This window comes from Streptomyces sp. NPDC086777 (genome assembly GCF_040702065.1).
GTDB lineage: Bacteria > Actinomycetota > Actinomycetes > Streptomycetales > Streptomycetaceae > Streptomyces.
This window is the reverse complement of sequence record NZ_JBFBJI010000013.1, coordinates 119,783-145,920: the sequence shown is the minus strand read 5'-3', so window position 1 is coordinate 145,920 and position 26,138 is coordinate 119,783. Positions and strand designations below refer to the sequence as shown.

Genomic DNA, 26,138 nt, shown 5'->3' with positions numbered 1-26,138 from the left:
GCCGGTGGCCGACGGCGGGCTGGATGGTGTGAGGAATGTGGGCCGGGTGCTACCGGCCGCGGTCGCTCGGTTCTTCCTGAGCGGGCTCGACGGGGTCGGGCGCGGCAGCCCAGCTGGCAAGCAGGTCGAGGGCCTGGCGGCTGGACGAGCCGGGTTGTGCGGTGCAGACGATCAGCACGAGACCGGCATCGGCAGGCAGTTCCAGGGCTTCGTAGGAGAGTTCGAGGTCACCGACGACCGGGTGGTGCAGCCGTTTGACTCCCGTGCGGTGAGCGCGGACGTCCTGTGAGGCCCACCGGGTGCGGAACTCCTCGCTGCGGGTGCACAGCTCCCCGATCAGATCGGTGAGTGCCTTGTCGTAGGGGTTCTTGCCGGCCATGAGGCGCAGCCCGGCGACGCCGTCGCGGCCGGTGGCCTCCCAGTCGAGGTAGTAACCGGCCGCGCGGGGGTTCAGGAACCGGAACCGTGCGGCGTTGACCGGGCGGGCGGGGTCCTCGTACAGCGGAGACAAGAGTGCTTTGCCCAGCGTATTGGTGGCCAGGACGTCCGCGAGGCCGTTGGTGACATAGGCCGGGGACAGCTGACTGTCCAGGATCGCCTGGATGGCCGGACGTACCCGCTGTACCGCCGGACGGCGGCGCACCGCCGTGCCGCTGTTGGCCGCGCGCGCCAGGTCGAACAGGTGTGCCCGCTCGGCCTCGTCCAGCTGCAGCGCCCGGGCCACGGCGTCCAGGACGCTCTCGGAGGCGCCGCGCACGTTGCCGCGTTCGAGCTGTGTGTAGTACTCCACCGACACCCCTGCCAGGTCGGCCACCTCGCTGCGTCGCAGACCGGGCACACGGCGGGTGCCGCCGTGGTCGACGAGGCCCACCTGCTCGGGGGTGACCTTGCCGCGGCGTGAGATCAGAAAGTCCCGTACCTCGCTGCGGTTGTTCATGCCCTTCACGCTACGGGCCCCACCGTGGACGTGGGAGATGCTGCCAGCACCCCCCTCAGCACCATCCCGCACGGCGGCGTCCGCTGCACCAGCGCACGATATGCCGGGCTGAGGGGCGTCGCGCGCACCTGCCCGCGGGTCCGGCCGGCCTGGTCCGGGGGTGATATGCGCCCGTCGGGTGGCCAGGAAGCACCGCCCCCCCAGGCGACCCATACCTAGGCAGCGGGCGTGTGCTTGCCCGGTTGGGGGGTGCTGGCAGCATCTCCCACCGCGACGGTCGGCTGCCTAGCCTCGATGTTGAAGCAGCCGGTGTCGGCCGGCTGCGCCGACGATGAGGAGCGCGTCATGCAGTACACCCGTCTGGGTACCTCGGGGCTGAAGATCAGCCGGATCGCACTCGGATGCATGAGCTTCGGCGACACCTCGCAGATGCCGTGGGCTCTGGACGACGAAGGCGCTGAACCGATCTTCCGCCAGGCCGTCGAGTCCGGGATCACCTTCTGGGACACCGCCAACATCTACGCCTACGGCGCCTCCGAGGAGATCGTGGGCCGCGCGATCAAGAAGTACACGAAGCGCGACGACGTCGTCCTGGCCACCAAGCTGTTCAACCCCATGCACGACGGCCCCGGTGGGTCGGGGCTGTCGCGCAAGGCCGTGATGGAGCAGATCGACGCCTCCCTGACCCGGCTGGGCACCGACTACGTCGACCTGTACCAGATCCACCGCTTCGACCCGGAGACCCCGGTCGAGGAGACCATGGAAGCCCTGCACGACGTCGTCAAGGCCGGCAAGGTCCGCTACCTCGGCGCCTCCTCGATGTGGGCCTGGCAGTTCGCCACCATGCAGCATGCGGCCCGGAGCCATGGCTGGACGCCCTTCGTGTCCATGCAGGACCAGTACAGCCTGCTGGCACGGGAGGAGGAGCGGGAGATGTTCGGCCTCCTCGCCCACTCCGGTGTCGGCTCCATCCCCTGGAGTCCCCTGGCCGGCGGCCGTGTCGCCCGCCCCTGGGGCCAGGACAGCACCCTACGGGCCAAGGCCACCCCCGACACCGACTACGCCGGCCGCCCCCTGTTCGTCGACACCGACGAAGCCATCGTCGACGCCGTCCAGAAGATCGCCGACGCGCGCGGTGTCCCGATGGCCCAGGTCGCACTGGCGTGGGTGCTGAAAAACCCTGTCGTGTCCGCGCCCATCGTCGGCGCCACCAAGACCCGCCACCTCACCGACGCCGTCGCCGCGCTCGACCTCATGCTCACCGACGACGAGATCGCCGCACTGGAAGACCCCTACACCCCGCGCCTGCCCACCTTCTTCTGATCCGGCCAACCACTGCCGGGCCCACAGCTCGGGGCCGCCGTCGAGCGCCCAGCGTCGTCGCCGACCCCAGACCTGGCACGAGGGCGTGCGGGTCACCTCCGCAGCCCGGAGACGGAGGCGAAGCGCACGGCGGCCGACAGTGAGTACTACGGGCGGATGCGCGAAGAGATCGGGAAGTGGAAGGCCGCGGCGCAGAAGGACCGGATCACGGCCGCGCAGCTGAAGTACCTCACCGGTCTCGTGGAGCGGCTGGGCAAGGAGCGGTTCGACGCCAAGTTCGTCGTTGGTACCTGGGGCCCGTCAGCCCTCCGCGCCGTCCTCGTCGTCGAGCCCGGCCTCGTCCGGGTCCCAGAGCGGGCACAGGGTGCCCGACCGGTCGGCGAGGTGGCGGTGAAGCTGTACCGGCCCAGGACGTTGAGGTTGCGGTGCTTGAGCGGGGACGGCCGGGCCACGTCCTCGTCGCGGATCTCGTGTCCCTCGGCGCGGAGCTGGGCGACGGCGGCGTCGATGTACCGGGTCGTCCAGAGCACGACGGCGTTCAGGACCAGGCCGAGCGGGCCGAGCTGGTCCTCCCTCCCGTCCCGGTACGCCTGGTGGATGGTGCCCTTCTTGCCGTGGCAGATGTCGCGCGCGAGTTTGTTACGGAACTCCTGGACGGTGAGCCCTTGTGCATCTGACGCCGGTAGGTGTCGTCGACCGGGTCGACGACGGCAGGTGCAGGGTCTTGGCGATCCGCCCGTACTCGGCGACCGCCTGTACCAGCAGGGTGGGGTGGCCCCCGCGGCCGAACATCCGCAGCAGGTCGTAGGCCCTGACCTGGTTGGTGACCAGGGAGCCGGCCATCCGCAGTATGTCCGGCCAGGCCGTGAGCACCTTCTTCACGTCGACCTTGTTGCGGGCCAGTGCCGGTCTGGTCCGGGTGCGGCGGATGCTCGGGGTCTTCGACGCGGGCCGCATCATCAGCCCCAAGCTGGCCGACAGCCAGGCCATCGGCGCGATGGTCGGCGGTATCGGCGCGGCCCTGCTGGAACACACGGTCACCGACCACCGCGACGGACGGATCGTCAACGCCAACCTCGCCGACTACCTGGTCCCGGTCAACGCCGACGTCCGCGACCTGAGGGCGATCTACCTCGACGGCCGGGACGACGAGGCGGACCCCATCGGCGTGAAGGGACTCGGTGAGGTCGTCCTGGTCGGCGTGGCGCCCGCCATCGCCAACGCCGTCTTCCACGCCACCGGCCGCCGGATCCGCGAACTGCCCATCACCGCTGAGGCGTTGCTCTGAGTCATGCACCGGGCGGTCCCGGCCGGTGCGGCCGTCACCGCCGGGGCGCACCCCACGTCGTGCCGCGGAAACGCGGGACGGCCCGGGCCGCCGCCGCGTACTTCCGTTCCCCCGCGGCGCGGCGGCGGCCCGTTCATTCCGAGCTTTCTCGAAGGACCTTTCTCAAAGGACCATCCATGCTGAACATCGCGGACACGCTGCACTCGTGGTGCGGCGAGGCCCGCTCCTTCGCCCTCGCCACCGTCGTCGGCGTCAGCGGCAGCGCGCCCCTGCCCCCGGGCACCGCGCTCGCCGTCGACACCGACGGCAACGCGGTCGGCAGCATCTCCGGTGGCTGCGTCGAAGGAGCCGTCTACGACCTGTGCCGCGAGATCCTCGACTCCGGCGGGCCCCCGCGGCGCGCACGTTTCGGCTACTCCGACTCCGATGCCTTCGCGGTCGGCCTCACCTGCGGCGGTGAGCTCGACGTGCTGGTGCAACGTGTCGAACCCACCGCCCTGCCGCACCTGACCCGAGCTCTCGAAGCCGTGGGAAACGGCCGCCCCAGCGCCGTGGCCCACGTCGTCGACGGCCCGGCGGAACTGCTGGGACGCACGCTGAGTCTCGTCGGGTACGACGGCGCGCACGAGGGATCCCTGGGTCGCGGCACGCGCGAGGACGCCGGGGTGGCCGCACAGGCCCGGGCACTGCTGCACGCCGGGCGCACCGGGCGTATCGAGGTGGGAGGGGACGGCGACACCTGTCCCGATCCCCTGTCCGTACTCGTCCACGTCCACGCGTCCTCGCCCCGGATGCTGATCTTCGGCGCGGTCGACTACGCCGCCGCCCTCAGCCGGGCCGGGTCCTTCCTCGGCTATCGGGTCACCGTCTGCGACGCCCGCCCCGTCTTCGCCACGCCCACCCGTTTTCCCCACGCCGACGAGGTCGTCCTCGACTGGCCGCACCGCTACCTGGACCGCGCCGAAGTGGACGCCCGTACGGCCGTCTGTGTCCTGACCCACGAGGCCAAGTTCGACATCCCCCTGCTCCGCCGGGCTCTCGGCCTCCCCCTCGCCTACGTGGGCGCGATGGGCTCCCGCCGCACCCACGACCAGCGCCTGGAACGCCTGCGTGAAGCCGGCGTGCCCGAGGTACAACTGGCCCGCCTGCACTCCCCCATCGGCCTCGACCTCGGCGCCCGCACCCCCGAAGAGACGGCCGTCTCCATCACCGCCGAGATCATCGCCCACACCCACCACGGCACCGGCCTCCCCCTGACTCACAGCACCGGCCCGATCCACCCCGCGGCCCCGGTCCTCAGCCTGGCGAGGTCATGACCCGGGTGAAAGGCGAGTGGGGTGCTGTGTCGTGCCGACGCGACGGCGGGCCGAGTACCGCTCGTGGTCACCGGTGGGCCCGCAGAGACCGGCCCGGCTCCACATCGCCGCCGCTCCTGGTGCCCCAGGAGCCTCGGCATGCGTGTCATACCGCTCTCACCTGGTCGGCCCCACGGTGGGGGGCCCTGTCATTCCCCCGCAGAACCCGGCCTGCCACACGGAGAGAAACGGCGCGAAAGTGGATTCCGAGCCAGAGAGGAACCCGCCGGAAGGCGATCAAGCGGAGAGAGCCGATGCGCTACATCAAGCTGCGTGACCTGGAGGTTTCCCGAATCGGTCTCGGTGCCATGGGAATGTCCCACGGCTACACCGACTCCGGAACCGACGAAGCGGAGTCCATCCGCACCCTGCACCGGGCCCTGGAGCTGGGCGTCACCTTCATCGACACCGCCGAGATCTACGGGCCGTACGCCAACGAGGAGTTGCTCGGCCGGGCCCTCAGGGGTCGCCGCGACCAGGTCGTGCTGGCGACGAAGTTCGGCCTCGTCTCCCACGCGGGCGCCGGGGTGTGGCACCTCGACAGCAGCCCGGCCAACATCCGCACCGCCGTCGAAGGCTCGCTCACCCGCCTGGGCACGGACCACATCGACCTGTACTACCAGCACCGGGTCGACCCGGACATCCCGATCGAGGACACCGTAGGCGCTCTTGCCGAGCTCGTCGCCGAGGGCAAGGTCCGCGCCATCGGCCTGTCCGAGGCCGGGCCCGACACCATCCGCCGCGCGCACGCCGTGCATCCGGTGACCGCGGTGCAGTCGGAGTACTCGCTGTGGACCCGCGATCCCGAGGCCCGGGTGCTGCCGCTGCTGCGCGAGCTGAACATCGGCTTCGTGCCGTTCGCGCCCCTCGGCCACGGCTTCCTCACCGGCACGATCCGCTCGACCGACGACTTCAAGGAGGGCGACTTCCGGCACGGCAACCCGCGCTTCACCGGCGAGAACTTCCGGCGCAACCTGCGCCTCGCCGACGAGGTCCAGGCCGTCGCCGCGGAAGCGGACGCCACCCCCGCCCAGGTCGCCCTGGCCTGGCTCCTGGCCCAGGGCGACGACATCGCCCCCATCCCGGGCACCAAGCGGGTCCACCGCGTCGAGGAGAACACCGCCGCCGACGCCGTGCGGCTGACCGCCGCTCAGCTGGACAGGCTGACCAGCCTCCCCGCGGCGGCCGGAGCCACCCATACGGAAGCCGGCCTGCGGATGCTCGAACGCTGACCGTCCCGGCTGCCCACCGCTCGTCCTTTCACCCCGCGCAGAACGTACAGAACACACAGAAGGAATTCCCATGCAGACCGTGACTCTGAACAACGGCGTAGAGATGCCGATCCTCGGCTTCGGCGTGTTCCAGATCCCCTTGGAGGAGACCGAGCAGGCCGTCACCGACGCCCTCGCCGCCGGCTACCGCCTCCTCGACACGGCCGCCTCCTACGGCAACGAGGAGGCCGTCGGCCGCGCCATCAAGAGCAGCGGGATCCCGCGCGAGGAACTGTTCGTCACCACCAAGCTGTATGTCCAGGACGCGCCCGCCGAGCAGAACACCGAGCGTGCCTTCGAGACCTCGCTGAAGAAGCTCGGTCTGGACTACCTCGACCTGTACCTGATGCACCAGCCCTACGGTGACGTCTACGGCCAGTGGCGGGCCATGCAGGATCTGCACCGCGCCGGCCTGGCCAAGGCGATCGGTGTCGCCAACTTCTACCCCGACCGGCTCCTCGACCTGATCTTCAACAACGAGATCACCCCCGCGGTCAACCAGATCGAGACCCACCCGTTCTTCCAGCGCGCCGACTACCAGGTCCTCATGCGCGAGCACGGGGTACAGATCCAGTCCTGGGGCGGCTTCGCCGAGGGCAAGAACGACCTCTTCACCAACGCGCTGCTGAGCGAGATCGGCGAGAAGCACGGCAAGTCCGTGGCCCAGGTCGTCCTTCGCTGGCTGACCCAGCGAGACGTCATCGCCATCCCCAAGTCGGTCCGCCCCGAGCGCATGGCGGAGAACCTCGACATCTTCGACTTCGAGCTCAGCGACGACCAGATGGCGGCCATCGCCACCCTGGACACCGGCAGCTCGCTGTTCTTCGACCACCACGACCCGGAGATGGTCACCTGGCTCAGCAAGCGCCGCTTGGACAGCTGATCCGGCAAGCGCCGACACCCCCCACAGGAGAAAGCTCCGCCATGTCCCCGAAGCAGAACATCACCGACGTACTCATGGTCGGCGCGACCGGCAGTATCGGACGGCTCGCGGTCGCGGCCGCCGGGCGGCACGGCCTGCGCCCGCGCGCACTCGTACGCGGCGTGCACCGAGCCGAACGGCTGCTGCCCGGCGTCGAACTGGTACAGGCTGACCTCGAGGACACCGCCTCACTGCAGCGCGCGGTCGGCGGAGCCGACGCCATCGTCCTCACCCACGGCTCCGGCGGCGACCCCGAGACCCGCCGCCGTGTCGACTACGGCGGCGTAAGCAACCTCCTGCGGGCACTCGACGGCGCCCGGCCGCGGGTGGCGCTGATGACCTCCATCTACGCCACCCGCAGCGACATCCCGGGCAACTCGCCCTGGAAACGGCGCTCCGAGCGCCTGCTGCGTGCCAGCGGACTGCCCTACACGATCGTCCGCCCCGGCTGGTTCGACGACGCCGGCCCCACCCAGCGGCGCCTCGTACTGGAACAGGGCGGCACGGTCGACGGCGGGATCGCCCGCGACCAGATCGCCGAGACACTCGTCCGCTCCTTGCTGACCAGCACCGCACTGGGAAAGACGTTCGAGCTCATCGCCGCCGAGGGCGAAGAGCAGTCCGATTGGACAGGGCTCTTCGGCGCACTCAAGAGCGACGAAGCCGGCTCCCTGGACGGCGTGCTGGACCCGGCCGACCTTCCGGTGGAAGCCGAGCCGCGGGAGGTGCGCGCGGATCTCGACGCCGTCCGCTTCTCTCACGGAACCGACGCATGACAGTGAACGAACTCGCAACGCCGCGGCGGCGCACACTCCTTCGCGGCGCACTTCTGGCAGGAGCCACCATCATGACCGGTGCCCAGATCACCGGCTGTTCCACCTCCACGCGAAGCGGGGAGGCCGCACGGGAGTCCACTGAACGACCCGCCTCGACGACCGGGCCCGGGAGGCGAATCCTGCTCGCCTACTTCTCCCGGCCCGGCGAGAACTACTCCTACGGCGGGCGCACCAACCTCAAGACCGGAAACACCGAAGTCCTCGCCCGCATGATCAGCGAGCGCATCGACTGCGATGTGTACCGCATCGAAGCCGTCGACCCCTACCCCGGCGACTACGAGAAGACGGTCGCACGCAACGTCCGCGAGCAGGAAGCCGACGCACGACCGGCCATCGTCGGCCTCCCCTCCTCCATCGAGCGTTACGACACCGTGCTGCTGGCCAGCCCCATCTGGAACGTCAGAGCGCCCATGATCATGTCGACCTTCACCGAGAAGTTCGACTTCCGCGGCAAGACCGTCTTCCCGATCACCACGTATGCCATGAGCGGTCTCGGCACCACCGAGCGCGACTACCGGGCCTCCTGCCGCGGCGCAACCATCGGAACGGGACTCGCGGTGCGCGGTGAGGAAGTCCGGGACGCCGACGCCGACGTCCAGGCGTGGCTGCGGCGCGCCCGTCTTCCCCTCGCCTGACCGAGAGAGAGCGCGTCATGTGGCAGCGCGAGCAGGTGACGGACAGGAGCCGGAGCGCGGCCGGGGGTCAGGGGCGTTGTCGTGGCCGCGTAGCCGGGATCCCGATCTGGCGGCGGCCCGTCTCGCCGGGCGGCACTGCTGCGCTGCCGTGGCCGCGCCCGGCCGCCGGCCGCTCAGTGTTCCCGCAGTACGCGTGTGCCGCGCGGCCGCCGCCGGAGTGCGCGTGGACGCCTCCCGTCCGACCCGCGCCCCGGACGATCCCGTGCGTCGCACTGTGCCGGGCCGCCGCCCGCGAGGGTAGGCCGCCGCCGCTGCGTTGCGCGGTGCCTTCGACGCCGCTGCCTCCCGGCCCACCGGACGGGTCTCCGTGCCGCACTCCAGACGCGCGGCAGTCGACGCCGACGCCCGCGAGGGTGTCGAGTTCCTCGCGGCGCAGCCCACGAGTGTGCCCGTGCCGGTTTCCCGTCCGGCATGGACGCGAGCCTGCTGATCGCCGCCTCCACCGTACCCGGTGTTGCGGCGAGCTCCCTCCTCAAGCCGGAGCCCCACCAGTGATGGAGCGGAGCACGGCCCACGCCGCGCGGAGCAGCCCCGCCTACCGCACGACCCTCAGCCCCGCACCTTCGAGAGGGGGTGTCGTCGGCGACCTCGCCCGGTCCGAAACACCGGCCGATGCCGCCCGCGGCGTCGACGCGATCACCGTCACGCACGGCTCCGACGCGGGCGACCACGAGCGAGTCGACCACGGCGCCGTGGCCAAGGCCTTCCACACGCTCGGATCGCGCCGGCCGCGCATCGCCCTCATGTCCACGCTCTACGTGACCGGCACGGGGCAGGGATACGAGCCCGTCATCGACTGGAAGCGGCGAGCCGAGTGGCTCGTCCGGTCCTCCGGCTCCCCGTACACGATGGTCCGCCCCGACTGGTTCGACCGCGTCTGCCCCGCCGACGGGCGCCTCACCCTCCAACAGGGAGACACCGGCAACGGCGGAATCCGACCCCTGAGCGCCAAACCCGCCCGGATCCAGCAGGCCGTGGAAGCGGTGCGCTCCGCCGTCACCCACACCCGACCACAAGACCGGCACACACCCTGAACGTTCCTGGCCCCTCCCTGGCCGCCCTGCCCACGCCCGCCAAGGCCATTGCGCGCCCCCCTGAAGCGACGTCCCAGGCCATGAGCGGGCACCATGGGTTCCATGGCGCGTACGGTGAAGGACGGGAACGGCAAGTCGGCGGACAGCGGCCTCGGCCGCTATCTGCGGGCGCGCCGCGCCGAGATCACCCCGGACCAGGCGGGGTTGACCGCGGTGGGAATACGCCGCACCCCCGGACTGCGCCGGGAGGAGCTGGCCGCGCTGGCCGGGATCAGCATCGACTACTACATCCGTCTGGAGCGGGGCAAGGAGATCCACCCCAGCCCCTCCGTCATCGACTCCCTCGCCCGGGCCCTTCGTCTGGACGCGCATGAGCAAGAGCACCTGCGCGATCTGGCCGTGCTCGCCGGAACAGGTTCCGCCGGGTCGGCGGAACTGCCGCCCCGAGAGGTCCGTCCCAGTGTGCTGGCGCTGATCGAGCGGCTGCGCCCCAACCCGGTGTTCATTCTCGACCGCTGCCTGGACGTGCTCGCCTGCAACCCCAGCGCGCTGCGGCTGTTCGCCGGCCTGGACGACCAGCTACCGCAGACCCGCAACATCGCCCGCTACGTCTTCCTCCACCCCCGGGCTCCCGAGGTCCTCGACGACTGGGACGAGCGGGCCAGAGCCTGCGTCGCCCGACTGCGCATGCTCGCGGGCACCGACCCCGGCGCCCCCGATCTGACCGACCTGGTCGGTGAACTCGTACCGAAGAGCGAGCTGTTCGCGACGCTGTGGGAACGCTACGACATCAAGCCGCACGCCCCGGGCATACGCCTCTTCCACCACCCCGAGGTCGGCGACCTGCACCTGGGCCACGAGTCCATGCCGGTGGACCACAGCCCGAAACACCGCTTCGTCATCTTCTTCGCCGAACCCGACAGCCCCGATCAGGACAAGGTGGCCCTCCTCGACAAGGACCGCCCCCAGCGCCCGCGCCCCGACGGCGAGAGGACCGACGGCCCCCGGCTGACGGCGGGACGCGTCCGCACGCCCCGGGCCGGTCCTGGGGGGCAGTGACCACCCAGGCAATGACAGGGCCCCTCTTTCTGCTGGCCGGAGCCCTGATCGGAAGGCAAGACTGACTGCTGCGCCCCGGTGTCCGGGCGCGTCCGCGGCACCGGTGCCTGGTTGGCCTTCCCGGCCGGAGCGCCCCGGGCCGACTTCTCCCACTCAACCGCTTCCGCGGTCTCCGAGAGGAAAGCAGCCATGTCCGACCAGCCCAGCCGCGCTCAGCAGCTGCTCGGCGATCTCGCTCCGAAGATGGTCCAGCTCACCGACGACGTGCTGTTCGGCGACGTATGGAAACGCGAGGGCCTGTCTCCACGGGACCGCAGCCTGATCACCGTCGCGGTCCTCGCCGCCACCTACCGGCCCGGCCAGCTCGACAGCCATCTGAAGCTCGCTCTGGAGAACGGGCTGAGCAGGGACGAACTCGTCGAGGCCCTCACCCACGTGGCGTTCTACGCCGGATGGCCCAGCGGCATGGGCGCGCTCGTCCAGCTCAAGGGCATCGTGGAAGACGCTGCCGACGCCACCGACGGTACTGCGAAGTAGGGCGGGCGGACGACATGGAACTCCTTGCGAAGAAGCCCACCGCCAAGGCTCCCGCGGAACGCTTCACCGGTGATGTCTGGGTGGACATGGTCGTCGAAGGGCAGGACCCGTCGCGGCTGCGGATGGGCGTGGTGCGGTTCTCGCCGTGCGCCCGCACCGCCTGGCACCGGCACGCGGTCGGCCAGACCCTGCACGTGACCGAGGGCATCGGCCTGGTGCAGACACGTGACGGCAGGACCATCGTGATGCGCCCCGGCGACACCGTCCACACCCCGCCGGGCGAGTGGCACTGGCACGGCGCGGCCCCCGACCGCTTCATGACCCACATCGCGCTGTCGGAGGGCTCCGGCGCCCCGGACGTACCCGACGTCGAGTGGGGCGAGCTCGTCACCGACGACGTCTACGAAGAGGCAGGCGCGTCGGCATGAACAGCTCCGGTCCCCGCCGGGGCTTCGCCCCGCTGACCCTCACCGGCCAGGGCGGCTTCGCCGTGGGCGGCACCCTGGTGCGCACGCCTGGCACCTTCGACCCCCGCAACCCCACCGACCCGGCCGGGCAGACGATCCACGGCGACCACGCCCGGGTCTTCTACCAGATCCCGCAGAACCCGCGCCCGCTGCCGCTGGTGCTGTGGCACGGCTACAAACAGGCCGGCACCAGCTGGGGCACCACCCCGGACGGCCGCGAAGGCTTCCAGACGCTCTTTCTGCGCCGCGGCTTCACGGTGTACACGCTGGACGAGCCGCGCCGCGGCAGCGCGGGCCAGACGACCGTGAGCACCACCATCGACGCGGCGACGACCGACCAGTGGTTCTACAACCAGTTCCGCTTCGGGCTGTGGCCGGACCTCTACCCGGGCAGCCGGTTCCCGAGCGGCCCCGAGGCGTTGGAGCAGTTCTTCCGCTCCATGGTCCCCGACACCGGCCCCATCGACGGCGAGGTCCTCGCGAACGGCGTCTCGGCACTCTTCGACCGGACCGGCCCCGGCGTCCTGGTCACGCACTCGCACGCGGGCGGCTTCGGCTGGCTCACCACCATGCGCAACAGCTCCGTCAAGGGCGTCGTCGCCCTGGAGCCGGGAAGCGGCTTCGTCTTCCCCGAGGGTGAGGAGCCGGAGCCGATGCCGTCGTCCGCGGGCACCATGACCGCCGTCCCCGTCCCGCTCGCCCAGTTCGAAGCCCTGACCAAGGTCCCGATCGTCGTCTATTACGGCGACAACATCCCGACCGAGCCGACCGACATCGCCGGCCGCGACAACTGGCGGGTCCGCCTCGCGATGGCCCGCCTCTGGGTCGACGCGGTCAACCGGCACGGCGGCGACGCCCGTCTCGTCCTGCTGCCGGACATCGGCATCACCGGCAACACCCACTTTCTCCAGTCGGACCTGAACAACGTCGAGATCGCCGACCAGATCTCCGAGTTCCTGGCCGAAAAGGGCCTGGACTGACCGGCAGGACAGTCCAGCCGACGTCCCCCACCCACCGCGCCCAGCGCCGGGCGCGACATCAGAAGGAATCCCATGAGTGACACGCAGGCAGACGCGACGGGCCCCGGCCCGGTCCTCGACTACCGGGACCACCCCTTCGGCCTGGTCTACGAGTACGCGATCACGGCAAACGAACCGGGCAAGGTCAACATCCACCCGGTCGGCTACACCCTGCACGGACTGAAGATCGCGGCGAACGTCTACACTCCGGCGGGCTACGACCCGAACGGCTCGTTCCCCGCGATCACGGTGGCGCACCCGAACGGCGGGGTCAAGGAGCAGACCTCGGGCCGGTACGCGCAGCGGCTCGCGGAGCAGGGCTACATCACGATCGCCGCGGACGCCTCCTTCCAGGGCGGCAGCGAAGGCGAGCCCCGCAGCGTGGACAAGCCCTACCACCGCACCGAGGACGTGCACGGGATGGCCGACTTCATCGCCGGCTTCCCCGGCGTCGACACCGATCGGGTGGGTGCGCTGGGCATCTGCGGCGGCGGCGGATACACGCTGAACGCGGTGAAGTCCGACAAACGGTTCCGCGCGGTCGCCACGCTGAGCATGTTCAACTCCGGCCGCGTGCGTCGCGACGGACTGCAGGACTCGCAGGCGGACACCGTCCAGGAACGGTTGCGGCAGGCGTCCCAAGCACGCGCCGAGGAAGCCGCGGGCGGCACGATCCGGTACGCCGGCGACGCCGACATGACCGACGAACAGATCGCGGCCCTGCCGTTCGCCCTGTACCGGCAGGGCTACGCGTACTACTGGCGGACCCACGCCCACCCCGGCTCGACGTTCAAGTACACGATGAGCAGCCTGCTCGACCTGATGGCCTTCGACGCCACCGACCAACTCGGCCTGATCGATGTGCCACTGCTGATGATCGCCGGGAGCGAGGCCGACACCCGGTACATGACCGAGGAGGCCCACGCGCTGGCCACCGGCACCGAGGACAAGGAGCTGTTCCTCATCGACGGAGCGCAGCACATCGAGACCTACTGGATCGACCAGTACGTCGACGCCGCCGTGGACAAGCTGACCGAGTTCTTCGCCAAGAACCTCTGACCGCGGGAGACCGGCCGGGGCAGGTGAGGACGCCCCGGCCGGTCCACATCCCCCGCTCTCACCCAAGACCGCTCATGCCCCGGGACCGGAACCTCATCGAAATGTTGACGTTCGGCGCGACCGGCACCATCGGCGTCCACGCCGTCGAGGCCGCCCGGCGTCTCGGCCTGCGCCCCCGCGCCCTGGTACGCGACCTGAAGCGGGCCGAGCGCCTGCTGCCGGGCGTCGATCTCGTCCAAGTGAAGGCCGATGCGCCCGGCTCCGTCGATGGCGTCCTCGACCCGCCAAGGCTGCCACTGGACGCCGAGCCCTACACCATAGGCGCCGATCCCGGAGGCCGCACGATTGCTGCGTGGGCAGGCCTGGTCCCGCTGCGCCACCCCGCTACGCGGTCGGACGGTGTCCCCGGTGGCGGCGGGCGCGCTGTTCTCGTGATCCCGCTACCCTGACGGCCGTCCCTCGTCCTGCTGTCACCCGGAGATTCCCGTTGCTCGGTCTCGAACTCCTCGTCGCCATCGGGCTCGCGATCCTGGTCGGCAGTGTCGCCTCCGGGCGCCTCCGCGTCCCCGAACCACTGCTCTGCTCCTGCAGCAGATGCAGACCCGCCTGGACATCGAAGAGGTACGGCTGATCCGCCGGGAGACCAGCGCCTGACCGGCTGCCCCTCAAGGGCAGCGACGAACACCACCGTTCCGGTCAGGTCCGGTGCCGCGCGTCGAAGTGCACGGAGTGCGTGGTCAGCTTCTCCAGCAGGGCGATCAGCGTCTCCTGCTCGTCCCTGCTGAGGGCGCCCGCCCACTCCGACTCACGGGCGTTGTGTGCCGTGAAGGCGTCCTTGATCACCTCGCGCCCCTGGTCGCTCAGACCCAGCACAAGGTGACCAAGGACTTCGCCGCCTGGCAGGCGGCCAACGTCAAGTACTTCTACAAGCCGGTGTTCTGGAACATGAACATCAGCCTGCCCGCCTCCCTGGCCACCGCGGACGCGGCGCAGTCGGTCGAGGACACGATCAAGGACTGCTGCCACGGCAAGCAGAAGGTCTCCGACGTCCAAGCCGCCATCGCCGCCTGGAAGAGCGGCGGCGACCGGCTCAGGCAATGGCTGACGACCCATGTCCTGGAGAAGTACGGCACCGGTCAGTGAGGGGAAGCACCACCGTGACCGCCACGATCGCCGCCGAGACCGAGCAGAGCAGCCCGAAACAGCAGCCGGCCAAGGACGTGAAACTCCACTGGCGCATCCGGCTGCGCCGGGACAAGGTCCCTCGTCATCATGACGATCCCTGCCGTCGTCCTGCTCCTCGTCTTCAACTACGTACCACTGTTCGGCCTGATCACGGCTTTCCAGTACTACGACCCCCTGGTCGGCGTCAGTCACAGCCAGTGGGCCGGCCTGGAGCAGTTCACCACGCTCTTCCACGACCCGCTGTTCTGGGGCGCGGTGAAGAACACGCTCTACCTCAGCCTCGTCCAGCTTGTCCTCTTCTTCCCGGTCCCGATCGTCCTGGCCCTGCTGCTCAACACCGTGCTCAGCGAGCGCCTGCGCAACCTCATCCAGTCGATCGTCTACCTCCCCCACTTCTTCTCCTGGGTGCTGACGATCACGATCTTCCAGCAAATGCTCGGCGGCGCCGGCGTCCTCAACCAGTTCCTGCGCCGGCACGACATCGGCACCTGGGACGTGATGACCGACTCGCACACCTTCGCCCTCCTGGTCACCGCCCAGGCGGTGTGGAAGGAGGCGGGCTGGGGGATCATCGTCTTCCTCGCCGCACTCGCCGCCATCGACACCCACCTCTACGAGGCCGCCACCGTCGACGGCGCCGGCCGCTGGCGCCGCATGTGGCACATAACGCTGCCGGGCATGCGCGGAGTGATCGTCCTGATGCTCGTGCTGCGCCTGGGCAACGCCCTCACGGTCGGCTTCGAGCAACTCCTGCTCCAGCGCGTGGCGGTCGGCCACCGGACGGCGGACGTCCTGGACACCTTCTCCTTCTACTACGGCATCGCCACCAACAACTGCAGCTACGGAGCCGCGGCCGGCCTCTTCAAGAGCGTCATCTCGCTGCTGTTGATCTGGGGTGCGAACAAACTGGCGCACGCCTTCGGAGAGGACGGGTTGTACCGCGTATGAGCAACATGAGCACTGCCGTCCCGCTGCGCCGGCGCCGCAGCGGCAAGAGCCCCGTCTGGGACGAACAGCCGACAGCGGTCGGGAACACCGGCAAGAGCGCCGCGCTCACCGTGGTCGTCGCAGTCGTCCTGGTCCCCCTGTGGATCATCGTGGTCACCAGCTTCTCCACCCAGGCCGCCGTCAACCGCGCCGGAGGACTCGTCATCTGGCCCGACGGCCTCACCCTGGCCGCCTACCGGGAGATGCTCGGCGACCCGACCGTGCGCACCTCGGTGCTGGTGAGCCTGGGCATCACCGTCGTCGGCACCGCGATCTCGATGGTGGTCTCGGTGCTGTGCGCCTACGGCCTGTCCCGCGCCCGCTCCTACCCCCACCGGCCGATCCTGACCCTGCTGATCATCACCATGTTCGTCAGCGGCGGCCTGATCCCGACCTTCCTCGTCGTCACCGGCCTCGGCGGCTACGGCAGGTACTGGGCCCTGATCCTGCCCAGCGCGGTGTCGGTCTTCAACATCCTCGTCCTGCGCTCCTTCTACTCCAGCACGTCCGCGGAACTCATCGACGCCGCCCGCATGGACGGCGCCGGGGACTGGCGGATCCTGTGGTCGGTGGTGCTGCCCACCTCACGTGCCGTCACCGCGGTCATCACCCTCTTCTACGCGGTCGGTTACTGGAACGCCTTCTTCAACGGCATGCTCTACATGCCCACCGAGAGCCAGAAGTGGCCTCTGCAGTACGTCCTGCTGACGTACGTGAACCGGGGCAACGGCCTGCCCGGCTCCGTCAACAACGGGTTCGGCGACGCCCACGCCGAGACCGCGCCCCTCTCCCTGCAGATGGCCGTGGTCGTCCTGACCCTCGTCCCCCTGCTCGTCGTCTACCCGTTCATGCAGAAGCACTTCAGGACCGGTGTCCTCACCGGCGCCATCAAGGGCTGACGGCACCCAGCTTCGCAACTGGGCGCCGTCAGGCCGTGCCAGAACGGACGTCAGCCGACGGTGAAGGTGTAACTGCCCGCCGCAACACCATAGTTCGCGGTCAAACGGGTACGGGCCCCGGGCATCGGTCTGCTGGAGCCGTGCGCGGTGACGCGGGCCTGGGCATCAGCCGGCACCCGGACAACTGCCGTGCTGCCGACCGGGACGTTGACCTCCAGCGTGAAGCGCCCATCGCTGTCCTTGCTCCAGGCACTGCTGACCACCCCCTGCGGAGTCCGGTAGCTGCCGGAGGCGTGGGTGAGGTCTCCGACGATGGCCGGGGCAATCTCCAGCTCACGATAGCCGACGGAGTCCGTGGTCTGGTTGATGCCCGCAAGTCCGTTGACGAGCCAGGCATCGACCTGGCCGAGGAAGTGGTGGTTCTGCGAGCCGGAGCCGTCCAGGGACTCCGAGAGGGTGGTGTGGCCGCTGGCGACCAGGTATCCGTAGCCGGGCGAGGTGGGGTTGACGACCATGTCGTAGATGACGTCGTCGCGTCCACCCGCGTGCAGGGCCCGGAAGAGCGGACCGAGCCCGACCGACCCGCTGGTGATGTGGTCGCCGGCCTTGCGGACGGAGGCGACCAGCCGGTCGAGGACCTGCTGCCGGTCGGCGGCGGGGACCAGGCCGGCGTCCAGCGCCATGGCGTTGGATGTCTCGCTGTCGCTGCCGTAGTAGACGCCCTTGGCGTCCTGGTGGCGGAACCTTGTGGTGAACTCGTCGGCCAGGGTGGAGGCGAGCGCGGCGTACTTGCCCTGGTCCTCCTTCTTGCCCAGCACCTTGGCGATCTGCGTCATGTCGTGCGCGGCGGTGTAGTAGCCGGCGAGTATCGCCAGTTGCATGGGCGTGGTGTTGTCGCCGGCGGACCAGTCGCCGAGCCCTGGGATGTCGCCGTTGTTGGCAGCCTTGTTGGCGGCTTCGTAGTCGAGCCACTTGACCATGGTGTCGTAGTACAGCGTCATGGTGCGGGTGTCGCCGTAGGTCTTGTAGAGCTGCCAGGGGATACGGATGACGGCTCCGCCCCAGTTGACCTCGTCGAGGAACTCGATCGTCCCTTGCGGGTACTGGAGCTTGACCGGGGCGACGCGGTGGAACTCCGGTGCGATGTTGGCGATCAGTCCCGGTGACTCGTCGCCGGGTTGGCGCTGGGCGGTGGCCATGTTGCGCACCAGCTGGGGCTCGTAGGAGGAGAGGTCGTAGTCGGTCAGCAGGGCGTCGATGTTGTGGAGGTTGTCGCCGGTGTAGGGGCCCTTCTCCCGGTCGGGGCAGTCGGTGAGGACCGACATCATGTTGCTCTGCATCGAGCGCAGGGTGATGGCGTGGATCTCGTTGATCAGCTGGTTCGACGAGGTGAAGTCACTGGCCCGGGGGTTGGAGGCGTGGATCACCTGCATGGTGACGGTGTCGGCCTTCGGAACCGTGGGCAGGCCGTCGACCTTCAGGTAGCGGAAGCCGCTGTAGGTGAAGCGCGGGTGCCAGGTCTCCATGCCGTGGCCGGAGAGGGTGTAGCGGTAGGCGATCTGTTCCGTGTCGGTCGCTCCGGTGGAGGAGATGTCCAGTGTTCCGTCGGCCTTGAGCTTCTCCGCCGGAATCATGGAGATCGTGGTCCCGGCGGGTCCCGACACCTTCAGGCCGGGCCATCCGGAGCGGTTGGCGCCGAAGTCGAGGATGTACGACCCCTTGCCGTCGGGGGTGATGGAGACCGGTTCGACTGTCTGGGCCAAGGTGACCGGGGGCCGTGGGTCGGCCCGCAGGGGTGTGGTGTCCCGTGGGGTCGTGGTGGAGGTGAGCTCGGCCAGGGACGCGTTCTGCCAGTCGGGCCCGTTCAGCCTGGCGGCAGAGGCCGGAGCGGTCGCGGACCGGCGGGCGTCGTACTCCTCGCCGCTCCACCAGGACGAGTAAGTGGTAGGTCCCAGGGCGGTGCGCCAGGAGGTGTCCGTCTTGACGGTCTCGCGTCGGCCGTCGGTGTAGGTGATCTCCAGCTGGGCGATGGCCTTGGGCTCGCCGTAGACGGTGTACGTCTCCAGCCTGCCGCCGAAGAAGTAGTGCCCGGGCGTCTTGACGCGCTGGTAGGCGCCGCTGCCCGTCTCGATGCCCAACGTGTTGGTGCCGGCGCGCAGTTGGCGGGTGAGGTCATAGGTGCGGTAAGCGACCTCGGCGGAGTACGTCGTCTGGCCTGGCTCCAGCACGTTGGCGCTGACCGGGCTGCCGTTGAGGCTGGTGGCATACATGCCCAGACCGGTCATGTAAAGCCGGGCCTTCGCCACCTTGCCGTGCACGGTGAAGGCCTTGCCGAAGACCGGCAGCGGCGACACCGTGCCGTCGGGGCGGGTGTAGTCGTAGGAGGAGTTCTCGATCCAGCGGGCGGACCAGTCCGAGGCGTTCAGCAGGCCCATCTCGAAGGTCGCCGGAGAACTCCACGACGAGACGCGACCGCCGCCGTCCCATACGCGGACCTGCCAGGTAACCGTCTCTCGGGCCGTGAGCGTGCCGCCGAAGGGGATGTTGGCGGATGCGGCAGACACGACCTTGCCCGACCGCCAGACGTCGGCCCGGCCTCGCCGCAGCGCGTCCGCCGAGTGGGCCGCTCGGATCTCGTAGGCGACTTGAGGGTCTGAGGGGCGGCTCGGTCCGTCCAGCCGCCAGGAGAGCAGTGGGGCCCGGTCGTCGATGCCGATCGGGTCGGCTTTGTTGTCCGTCTTCAGGTCTTCGGCGCGTGACACGGCGGCTCTGGAGGTCGGCGGCGCGGCCTGGGCCACACCGGAGGCGGTGAGGGCGAGCAGAGCCGCCGCCACCGCGGTGGCAGCGGCGTTCGGGGTTCTCAAAGAGGGTTCCCTTCACAGGAGAGCAAGGTGATTGAAACGTTTCAGCTACAGTTCTGCGGTTGCCCTGCGCACCCGGCTTCGGTCAGCGCAGCCGGCTCGTCAGGCGGTACGAGCCGGAGGGCAGCCGGTACGACGCCACGCCGTCCGCGTGTCCGAGGAATCGCACACCCTCGACGCTGGCCAGCGGGGTCCGCCCCTCGCGGACGGAGTCGGCCGAGATCGCCGGAAGACGCAGGGTGGCCTCGCTGTTGGCGGGCACCACCGTCTCGTACGACAGCACGGCGCCGCCGTCCGTCACCCGCCACTCGCTTGTGATCTCGCCGTACGGCGATTCGTGCGAGCCGGTGACATGGGTGATCCTGCCCGTGGGGTCGAGGTGCGGCTGCAGGACGAACTGCTTGAAGCCGGGTCCGGCCGGGTCGCGGGCGATGCCGGCCATGTAGGCGTACATCCACTCCATGACGGCGCCGTAGGCGTAGTGATTGAAGGAGTTCATGCCGACCGGGCCGAAGCCGTCCGTCTTGGAGTACGAGTTCCAGCGCTCCCAGACGGTGGTGGCGCCGCCTCGCACCGAGAACAGCCAGGACGGCAGCGCGTCCTGGTGCAGGAGTTCGTACGCCAGGTCCGTGCGGCCCTCGTCGCTGAGTACGGGGGCGAGGACGTTGACGCCGAGGAAGCCCACGGACAGGGTGTTCTCCGCGTACTTGACCCGGCTGCTGTCTGGGTGGGCCACCTTGTAGGCTGCGTCGTTGCCGATATTGTCGGCCAAGTGGCCGACGAGGGAGCGGCGTTGGGACTCGGTGTCGTACAGGCCGAGTTTGAGCACCCACAGCAGGGCGGTCTGGCTGTTGTCCTCGGTCTTCTGGTTGGGGTCGGAGCCGGGTTCGATCGGGGAGGCGTCACCGAGGCTGGACCTGACCGTGACCGTACCGTCCTCTGTGCTGAGGTACTTCGTGGTGAACGCCTTCTTGATGTCGCCGAAGAGCTGCTCGTACGTCGTGGCTTCCGCCGGGCGGCCGACGGCTCGGGCCATCTGTGCCATGAGGTGGGCGGCGTAGCCGTAGTAGACGTCGCTCATGAGCTGGGCGCTGGTCTTCTGCGGGGCGAGCCAGTCGCCGGTGAGGGAACCCTGCCCGGCGTAGGTGTCGCCGGTCTGCTCGCGGATCCAGTCGAGGTAGCGGGTCATGGCGGGCCAGTTGCGCTCGACGACGGCCGCGTCGCCGGTCATCTGCCACAGCGTCCACGGGAGGACGACTCCGCAGTCCGCCCAACCGCTTCCGCCACCGGGGAAGTTGTACCGTCCGCCGGGGGCGACGCCGGTGAACTGGGCCTGTCCCATGCCGTAGACGGCCGCGGAGTCGACGACGGTGTCCTGGAAGTCGGCAAGGAAGGGCCCGGCATCGGCGTTGTACAAGCCCGTGACGGAGAAGACCTGCGTGTCGCCGGTCCAGCCGAGGCGTTCGTCACGTTGCGGGCAGTCGGTGGGCACCCAGAGGTAGTTGCCGCGCTGCCCCCAGCGGATGTTGCTGATCAGCTGGTTGGTGTCTGGATCGTCCGTGGTGAGGGTGCCGGTCTCGCGGATCGCGGAGGTGGCGACCTTTCCGGTCAGTCCGGTGATCGTGACCGTCTCGGTCGCGGTGACGGAGGCGTACCGGAAGCCGTAGAAGGTCAAGGAGTCCTGGTGGGTCTCGCCGTGCCGGTCGCCCCTCAGGATGTAGGTACTGGTGGCCTTGGCACTGCGGAGGTTGGCCCGGTACACGGAGCCTTCGGGGCCGTCGGCGCCGGTGCTGCTGTCGTTGATCATCTCGCCGAACTGGAAAGTGACCTGGGCTCCGGCCGGCCCGCGCAGGCGGTAGCGGGGTACGCCGACCATGTTCTGGCCGAGGTCGAAGACAGCGGTTTCGCCGGCGCTGAGGGTGACCTGGGCGGAGGCCGCCCGGTGCGGGTCGGTCACGGTCCGGTGGGGGTCGACGACGATCCGGCCCCTGCCGTCACCGCTCACGCCCGTGTAGACGGTGACCGACTGCGGGCGGCGGTCCCAGCGGCTCATCAATCGGGCGGTCTCGGCCGGGTAGGCGGTGACCCGAGCATGTGGGTATCTGGTCTCGTAGGGGACTCGTTCGGTGTCCGACCAGGCGGAGTCGTCGTAGCCGGGCGCGGTCCAGCCCGGCAGTTCCTTCCGGGCGTCGTAGGTCTGGCCGTCGTAGATGTCGTCGGCCCGGTAGGGGCCGGTGTCGGTGGCCTTCCAGGAGCCGTCCGGCCGGGTGACGAGGGACTGGGTCGTTCCGTCGGTGTAGCGGATCAGCAGCTTGGCCTTGAGGGCGAGGGCGTTGCCGTCCTTGGAGTAGTAGGTGCTGCCGTCGGAGATGCGGCCGTTGTACCAGCCGTTGCCGAGGACTGCCGCCAGGGTGACGACCGGTTCGCGGGCCACGAGGTGGGTGACGTCGTAGGTGAGGTAGTTGACGCGGGTGTCGTAGTTCGTCCAGCCGGGGGCCAGCAGTTCCTCGGTGGTCCCGCCGTCCTGGGGGACGGTGACCCGGTGGCCGCTGATGTGGGTCTCGCAGACCCCGAGGGCCGAGACGTACAGGCGTGCCTCGCGGACCCTGCCCCGAAGCGGCGCCTCGGTGCGCAGCATGGGTGCGCCGGGCGAGTTGGGTGCCTTGCCCTTCATCCCGATCCACTGCGCATCGTCCCAGCCGATGATGCCGTCAGTGCTCATCAGGCCGGTCTCGAAGGAGGCGACGGGCCCGCGGCCGGCCAGGCGGCCCTCGGTGTCCCAGACGGTGACGGTCCAGTAATAGCGGGTCGAGGCCTGGAGCGGCTTGCCCCCGTAGGGGACGGCCACCGACTCGGCGGAGCGGACGCGGCCGCTGCTCCACACGTCGGCGCGGCCGCCGGTCAGTCTGCCGGGTGAGCCGGCGACCAGGATCTCGTAGGCGCCCTGGCTCCGCCCGCGTCCGGCGGAGCGCATGCGCCAGCCGAAGCGAGGGCGCGCGGCGTCCACGCCGAGCGGGTCGCAGCGGTGCTCCACGGTCAGTCCGTCCACGGTGCCATCCTCCACGGGGCGGGCCGGTGCGGCCTGCGCAGCCGTGCCGCCGGTCACGACCGGTACGGCGCCCGCGGTCGCCGCGAGCACGGTCCGGCGGCGCGGTCCGGCCGCGTTCTCAGGCTCCTCGTCCGGTGTGTCGCGCACTTCATCGCTCACTCCTCGTCCTTCCGGTCGGCGTCGCGGCTCATGAGCCGGCCTTGTAGTCGGTGTCCATCTCCTTGAGGAGCTTCTCGGGCGTCGTCTGCCCGCTGAAGATCTCCTGGAGGCCGCTGAGCATGGTCTGCTGGACCTTGGCGTTGGGCCAGCGCTGGTCCATGAAGGGCACGGTGCGGTTCGCCCCGATGAACGTCGACAGCTCGGTCAGCGAGGGATCGGCCTGGTAGCCCGTGTCCGGGAGGGCGGGCAGGCCGCCCTGCTTCTTGGCGAACAGGTTCATACCCTGCGGTGACATGACGAAGTCGACGAACTTCAGGGCTAGTTCGGGGTTCTTCGTCTTTGCGTTGACGCCGTAGCCGGCGCCCGCCGCGGCCGGGACGAGGGTCGTGGTTGGGTCGTCGGTCGCGGGGAGCGCCTTGAACGTGAACGTGCCTTTGGGGTTCTTCTGCTTGAGGAGGGCGATGACCCAGTTGCCCTGGACGATGCCGAGTGTCTTGCCGGTGGCGGCGAGCTGCTGGCTGGCCTCGTAGTTGGTGCCCAGGGGGTTCTTCTGGAAGCAGCCGGTCTTCTCCATCGTCACGTACTTGTTCAGCGCGGTGGTCCACGCGGACTGCGCGAAGGTGGTCTGCCCGGCCTGCATCTTCTGGTCGAAGTCGCGGTCAGGGCCGTAGACGGTGGTGGCGACGAGCCCGTAGAGGACCAGCTGGGTCACCCAGTTGTCCTGGATGCCCAGGGCGAACGCGGGGGTTCCCTTCGCCTTGGCGGCCCGGCAGAAGGCGAGCAGCCTGGTCCAGGTGTCCGGCGGGGTGAGACCGGCGTCGGCCATGGCCTGCTGGTTGTAGACGGCGCCGATGCCGTTCTGCCCGAATATCGCGGTGTAGGTCTTGCCCTGGTACTGGGCGACGCTCTTGATGGCCGGGGGCATCTTGGCGGCCCACGGCCGGTCGGAGAGGTCGCGCAGGTAGCCCGGCTTGGCGAGGACGTAGGTGGCGGCCGGGTTTCCGTTGCCGGGCCAGACCGACATCACGTCCGGTGCGGTGCCGGAGGACAGCTGGGTGCGGATCTGCTGCTGGTACTGGTCGGCACCGCTGGTGGTGTAGCGGACCGTGACGCCCGGGTTGGCCTTCTCGAAGGCCTTGACGACGTCCTCGATCGAGCCCTGGTCGACCGAGGCCAGCGTCAGCGTCTTCGCGCCGCCGCCCGCGGATCCGGCCTTGGTGCCGCCGCTGCACGCGGCCAGGAGGGCGGCGGCCGTGGTCGCGGCGGCCACAGCGGTGAGTGTGCGGTTCTTCATGGTGTCTCCCTTGCGGAGAAGCGGGCGGGTGTCATCCGCGCAGGCCGCCGGCGAAGCCGTTGATGATGCTGCGTTGCAGGAGGAAGTAGAGGAGCAGGACGGGCAGGATGCTGATCACCAGGGCGGCGAAGATGAGGTTCCAGTCGGTGACGTACTGACCGACGAAGCCGGCGATGGCGACGGGCATGGTCTGCTGGGCGCTGCCGCTCAGGTACAGCAGCGGGGTGAAGAAGTCGTTCCACACGGCGACCGCGTTGAGGACGAGAGCGGTCACGGTGACGGGTTTGAGCATGGGCAGGACGACGTGACGGAAACCCTGCAGCGGGGTGCAGCCGTCGATCATCGCGGCGTCTTCGAAGTCCCGGGGCAGGGCTCGCAGGAAGCCGGCGTAGAGGAAGACGGTGAGCGGGACCTGCAGGCCGGAGTAGAAGAGGACGAGCGCCCAGGGGGTGCCGAGCAGGCCGAGGTCGCGCATGGTCTGGTACAGCGGGAGCGAGGCGAGCTGGAACGGCAGCACCAGGCCCAGCAGGACGAGCAGGTAGGTGCCGCGCGACCAGCGGGCCGTGACGCGCGCCAGCGGATAGGCGGCGAGGGCGGAGACGGCCAGGACGATCACGACGCTGCACACCGTGACCAGCACGCTGTTGGCCAGGGCCCCGCCGAGCGAGCCCTGCTGCCAGGCGTGGGTGAAGTTCTCCAGGGTGGGCGAGCCGGTCGGGCGCACCGGCGAGGAAGTGTCCGACGCGGGCCGCAGGGCGAGGTTGACGAGGACGTACAGCGGGAAGCCGACGACCAGGGCGGCGGCGATCATGGCCAGTTCGAGTGCGAGGGTACGCGGGCGGTAGCGGTTCATGCGGCGGCCCTCTCGCTGCGGGACAGCGCCACGTACTGTCCGGTGGACACGACCGCCACGACGATCGTGAGGACCACCGCGAGGGCGATGCTGTAGCCGAACTCGCCGAGGGTGAAGGCGTCCTTGTAGATGAGGGTTGACAGGGTGTCGGTCGCGTGCCCGGGTCCGCCGCCGGTCAGCGCGTAGACCTGGTCGAAGAGTTTGATCCCGCCGATGACCGACAGCATCAGGTTGATGGTGAAGGCCGGGGCCAGAAGCGGCCGGGTCACCGACCAGAAGCGGCGTACGGGACCTGCTCCGTCGAGCGCCGCCGCCTCGTGGACCTCCTGGGGTACGGACTGCAGTCCGGCCAGGAAGATGACCATGGAGTAGCCCGCGAACTGCCAGACGATCACGCCGACGATCGCCCACAGCGCCAGGTCCGGACTGCCCAGCCAGTCCTGCCGCCAGTCGCCCAGGCCCACCGCGCCGAGCAGGCTGTTGACCGCGCCGTCCGGGCCGAGCAGGTTGCGCCACAGGTAGGCGGTGACGATCGGGGTGACCACCGCGGGCGCGAACAGGAACACCCTGAGCACGTTGCGGGTCCTGATGGCCGAGTTGACACCGAGGGCGAGCAGCAGGCCCACCGCGTTCTGTACGACCGTGATCGACACGGCGATCAGCAGGGTGTGCCAGACGGCCTGCACCGCGTCGGTGTCGCGGGACATGTCGGCGAAGTTGCCCAGGCCCACGAAGGAGTAGTGGGGATCGAGTCCGTCCCAGTCGGTGAACGCGTAGTACACCCCACGGGCGCTCGGCACCAGCACGACGAAGGTGAACAGCAGCAGGGCCGGTGCCGTGAACCACCACGAGGGCGTGGTCCGGGCCCGACGAGCGGAAGCGGCCGGGGCGCGGTCCGGTGGGCGGCCGCGATCGGAGAGTTGGGCGTTCGGAGCGAGAGTCACGGGCGGACCCGCTTTCTTGAAACGTTTCAGAAGAGGTCCGGTGGAGGGTGCACCGGTTCGACGGGACGAGATATCTGTCGACTTCGTGGACGGCGAGGCGGGGCG

At 69.6% G+C, this 26,138-nt stretch carries 23 protein-coding genes and 2 pseudogenes; 17 read left to right on the top strand and 8 right to left on the bottom strand.

Annotated features, from left to right (window positions below):
- Nucleotides 1-49 precede the first annotated feature (49 nt).
- Nucleotides 50-937 carry a helix-turn-helix transcriptional regulator gene (locus AB0472_RS20095; protein ID WP_366357811.1) on the bottom strand — a complete coding sequence of 296 codons (888 nt, stop codon included), beginning with the start codon at nt 935-937 and terminating at the stop codon, nt 50-52.
- Between the two features lie 345 nt (nt 938-1,282).
- Here AB0472_RS20095 and AB0472_RS20090 point away from each other — a divergent pair, with 345 nt between their 5' ends.
- Complete coding sequence (locus AB0472_RS20090; protein WP_366357810.1) at nt 1,283-2,260, top strand: aldo/keto reductase; 978 nt, start codon at nt 1,283-1,285, stop codon at nt 2,258-2,260.
- Between the two features lie 300 nt (nt 2,261-2,560).
- Here the strand turns inward: AB0472_RS20090 and AB0472_RS20085 are convergent.
- Nucleotides 2,561-3,166 (bottom strand): annotated as a pseudogene (locus tag AB0472_RS20085) (Tn3 family transposase); the annotation flags it as partial.
- A 1-nt stretch (nt 3,167) separates the two neighbouring features.
- Between AB0472_RS20085 and AB0472_RS20080 the strand changes: the two are divergent.
- The 13 genes and pseudogenes from AB0472_RS20080 to AB0472_RS20020 all read left to right on the top strand — a co-directional run.
- Nucleotides 3,168-3,548: pseudogene (locus AB0472_RS20080) on the top strand (molybdopterin cofactor-binding domain-containing protein); the annotation flags it as partial.
- A gap of 176 nt (nt 3,549-3,724) precedes the next feature.
- Nucleotides 3,725-4,864 (top strand): XdhC/CoxI family protein, encoded by a 1,140-nt coding sequence (locus AB0472_RS20075; protein WP_366357809.1) that lies wholly within the window; start codon nt 3,725-3,727, stop codon nt 4,862-4,864.
- A gap of 293 nt (nt 4,865-5,157) precedes the next feature.
- Nucleotides 5,158-6,135, top strand: coding sequence for an aldo/keto reductase (locus tag AB0472_RS20070; RefSeq protein WP_366357808.1), 978 nt, complete (start codon nt 5,158-5,160; stop codon nt 6,133-6,135).
- 70 nt (nt 6,136-6,205) lie between these two features.
- Nucleotides 6,206-7,057 (top strand): aldo/keto reductase, encoded by an 852-nt coding sequence (locus AB0472_RS20065; protein ID WP_366357807.1) that lies wholly within the window; start codon nt 6,206-6,208, stop codon nt 7,055-7,057.
- Nucleotides 7,058-7,098: 41 nt separating this feature from the next.
- Nucleotides 7,099-7,872, top strand: a complete 774-nt coding sequence (locus AB0472_RS20060) for an SDR family oxidoreductase (protein ID WP_366357806.1) — start codon at nt 7,099-7,101, stop codon at nt 7,870-7,872.
- A 71-nt stretch (nt 7,873-7,943) separates the two neighbouring features.
- Nucleotides 7,944-8,567 carry a flavodoxin gene (locus AB0472_RS20055; protein WP_366357805.1) on the top strand — a complete coding sequence of 208 codons (624 nt, stop codon included), beginning with the start codon at nt 7,944-7,946 and terminating at the stop codon, nt 8,565-8,567.
- A gap of 554 nt (nt 8,568-9,121) precedes the next feature.
- Complete coding sequence (locus AB0472_RS20050; RefSeq protein WP_366357804.1) at nt 9,122-9,661, top strand: NAD(P)H-binding protein; 540 nt, start codon at nt 9,122-9,124, stop codon at nt 9,659-9,661.
- A gap of 102 nt (nt 9,662-9,763) precedes the next feature.
- A complete protein-coding gene (locus AB0472_RS20045; protein WP_366357803.1) occupies nt 9,764-10,720 on the top strand; it encodes a helix-turn-helix transcriptional regulator in 957 nt (318 codons plus the stop codon).
- Nucleotides 10,721-10,909: 189 nt separating this feature from the next.
- Nucleotides 10,910-11,257 carry a carboxymuconolactone decarboxylase family protein gene (locus AB0472_RS20040; RefSeq protein WP_366357802.1) on the top strand — a complete coding sequence of 116 codons (348 nt, stop codon included), beginning with the start codon at nt 10,910-10,912 and terminating at the stop codon, nt 11,255-11,257.
- A gap of 14 nt (nt 11,258-11,271) precedes the next feature.
- Nucleotides 11,272-11,685, top strand: coding sequence for a cupin domain-containing protein (locus tag AB0472_RS20035; RefSeq protein ID WP_366357801.1), 414 nt, complete (start codon nt 11,272-11,274; stop codon nt 11,683-11,685).
- On the top strand, nt 11,682-12,704 hold the full coding sequence (locus AB0472_RS20030) for an alpha/beta fold hydrolase (protein WP_366357800.1): 1,023 nt from the start codon (nt 11,682-11,684) through the stop codon (nt 12,702-12,704). Before AB0472_RS20035 ends, AB0472_RS20030 begins: the two co-directional genes overlap by 4 nt.
- Before the next feature lie 72 nt (nt 12,705-12,776).
- Nucleotides 12,777-13,802, top strand: coding sequence for an alpha/beta hydrolase (locus tag AB0472_RS20025; RefSeq protein WP_366357799.1), 1,026 nt, complete (start codon nt 12,777-12,779; stop codon nt 13,800-13,802).
- Nucleotides 13,803-13,903: 101 nt separating this feature from the next.
- Nucleotides 13,904-14,251, top strand: a complete 348-nt coding sequence (locus tag AB0472_RS20020) for a hypothetical protein (protein WP_366357798.1) — start codon at nt 13,904-13,906, stop codon at nt 14,249-14,251.
- A 247-nt stretch (nt 14,252-14,498) separates the two neighbouring features.
- Here AB0472_RS20020 and AB0472_RS20015 read toward each other — a convergent pair whose 3' ends face one another.
- Nucleotides 14,499-14,675, bottom strand: coding sequence for a hypothetical protein (locus AB0472_RS20015; RefSeq protein ID WP_366357797.1), 177 nt, complete (start codon nt 14,673-14,675; stop codon nt 14,499-14,501).
- A 3-nt stretch (nt 14,676-14,678) separates the two neighbouring features.
- Here AB0472_RS20015 and AB0472_RS20010 point away from each other — a divergent pair, with 3 nt between their 5' ends.
- The 3 genes from AB0472_RS20010 (at nt 14,679) to AB0472_RS20000 (ending at nt 16,873) form a co-directional block, all read left to right on the top strand.
- A complete protein-coding gene (locus AB0472_RS20010; RefSeq protein WP_366357796.1) occupies nt 14,679-14,945 on the top strand; it encodes a hypothetical protein in 267 nt (88 codons plus the stop codon).
- 129 nt (nt 14,946-15,074) lie between these two features.
- Nucleotides 15,075-15,935 (top strand): ABC transporter permease subunit, encoded by an 861-nt coding sequence (locus AB0472_RS20005; protein ID WP_366357795.1) that lies wholly within the window; start codon nt 15,075-15,077, stop codon nt 15,933-15,935.
- Nucleotides 15,936-15,940: 5 nt separating this feature from the next.
- Nucleotides 15,941-16,873: a carbohydrate ABC transporter permease gene (locus AB0472_RS20000; protein WP_366357794.1), complete on the top strand. Its 933-nt coding sequence runs from the start codon at nt 15,941-15,943 to the stop codon at nt 16,871-16,873.
- Nucleotides 16,874-16,923: 50 nt separating this feature from the next.
- On the opposite strand, the gene AB0472_RS19995 is transcribed toward AB0472_RS20000, so the two are convergent.
- From AB0472_RS19995 to AB0472_RS19975, 5 genes are all read right to left on the bottom strand, one after another.
- Complete coding sequence (locus AB0472_RS19995) at nt 16,924-19,737, bottom strand: family 78 glycoside hydrolase catalytic domain (RefSeq protein WP_366357793.1); 2,814 nt, start codon at nt 19,735-19,737, stop codon at nt 16,924-16,926.
- Between the two features lie 82 nt (nt 19,738-19,819).
- On the bottom strand, nt 19,820-22,840 hold the full coding sequence (locus tag AB0472_RS19990) for a family 78 glycoside hydrolase catalytic domain (protein WP_366357898.1): 3,021 nt from the start codon (nt 22,838-22,840) through the stop codon (nt 19,820-19,822).
- 130 nt (nt 22,841-22,970) lie between these two features.
- Nucleotides 22,971-24,236, bottom strand: coding sequence for an extracellular solute-binding protein (locus AB0472_RS19985; RefSeq protein ID WP_366357792.1), 1,266 nt, complete (start codon nt 24,234-24,236; stop codon nt 22,971-22,973).
- A 31-nt stretch (nt 24,237-24,267) separates the two neighbouring features.
- Nucleotides 24,268-25,089 (bottom strand): carbohydrate ABC transporter permease, encoded by an 822-nt coding sequence (locus tag AB0472_RS19980; protein WP_366357791.1) that lies wholly within the window; start codon nt 25,087-25,089, stop codon nt 24,268-24,270.
- Nucleotides 25,086-26,033: a sugar ABC transporter permease gene (locus AB0472_RS19975; RefSeq protein ID WP_366357790.1), complete on the bottom strand. Its 948-nt coding sequence runs from the start codon at nt 26,031-26,033 to the stop codon at nt 25,086-25,088. The genes AB0472_RS19980 and AB0472_RS19975 overlap by 4 nt, the downstream gene beginning before the upstream one ends.
- Nucleotides 26,034-26,138 lie beyond the last annotated feature (105 nt).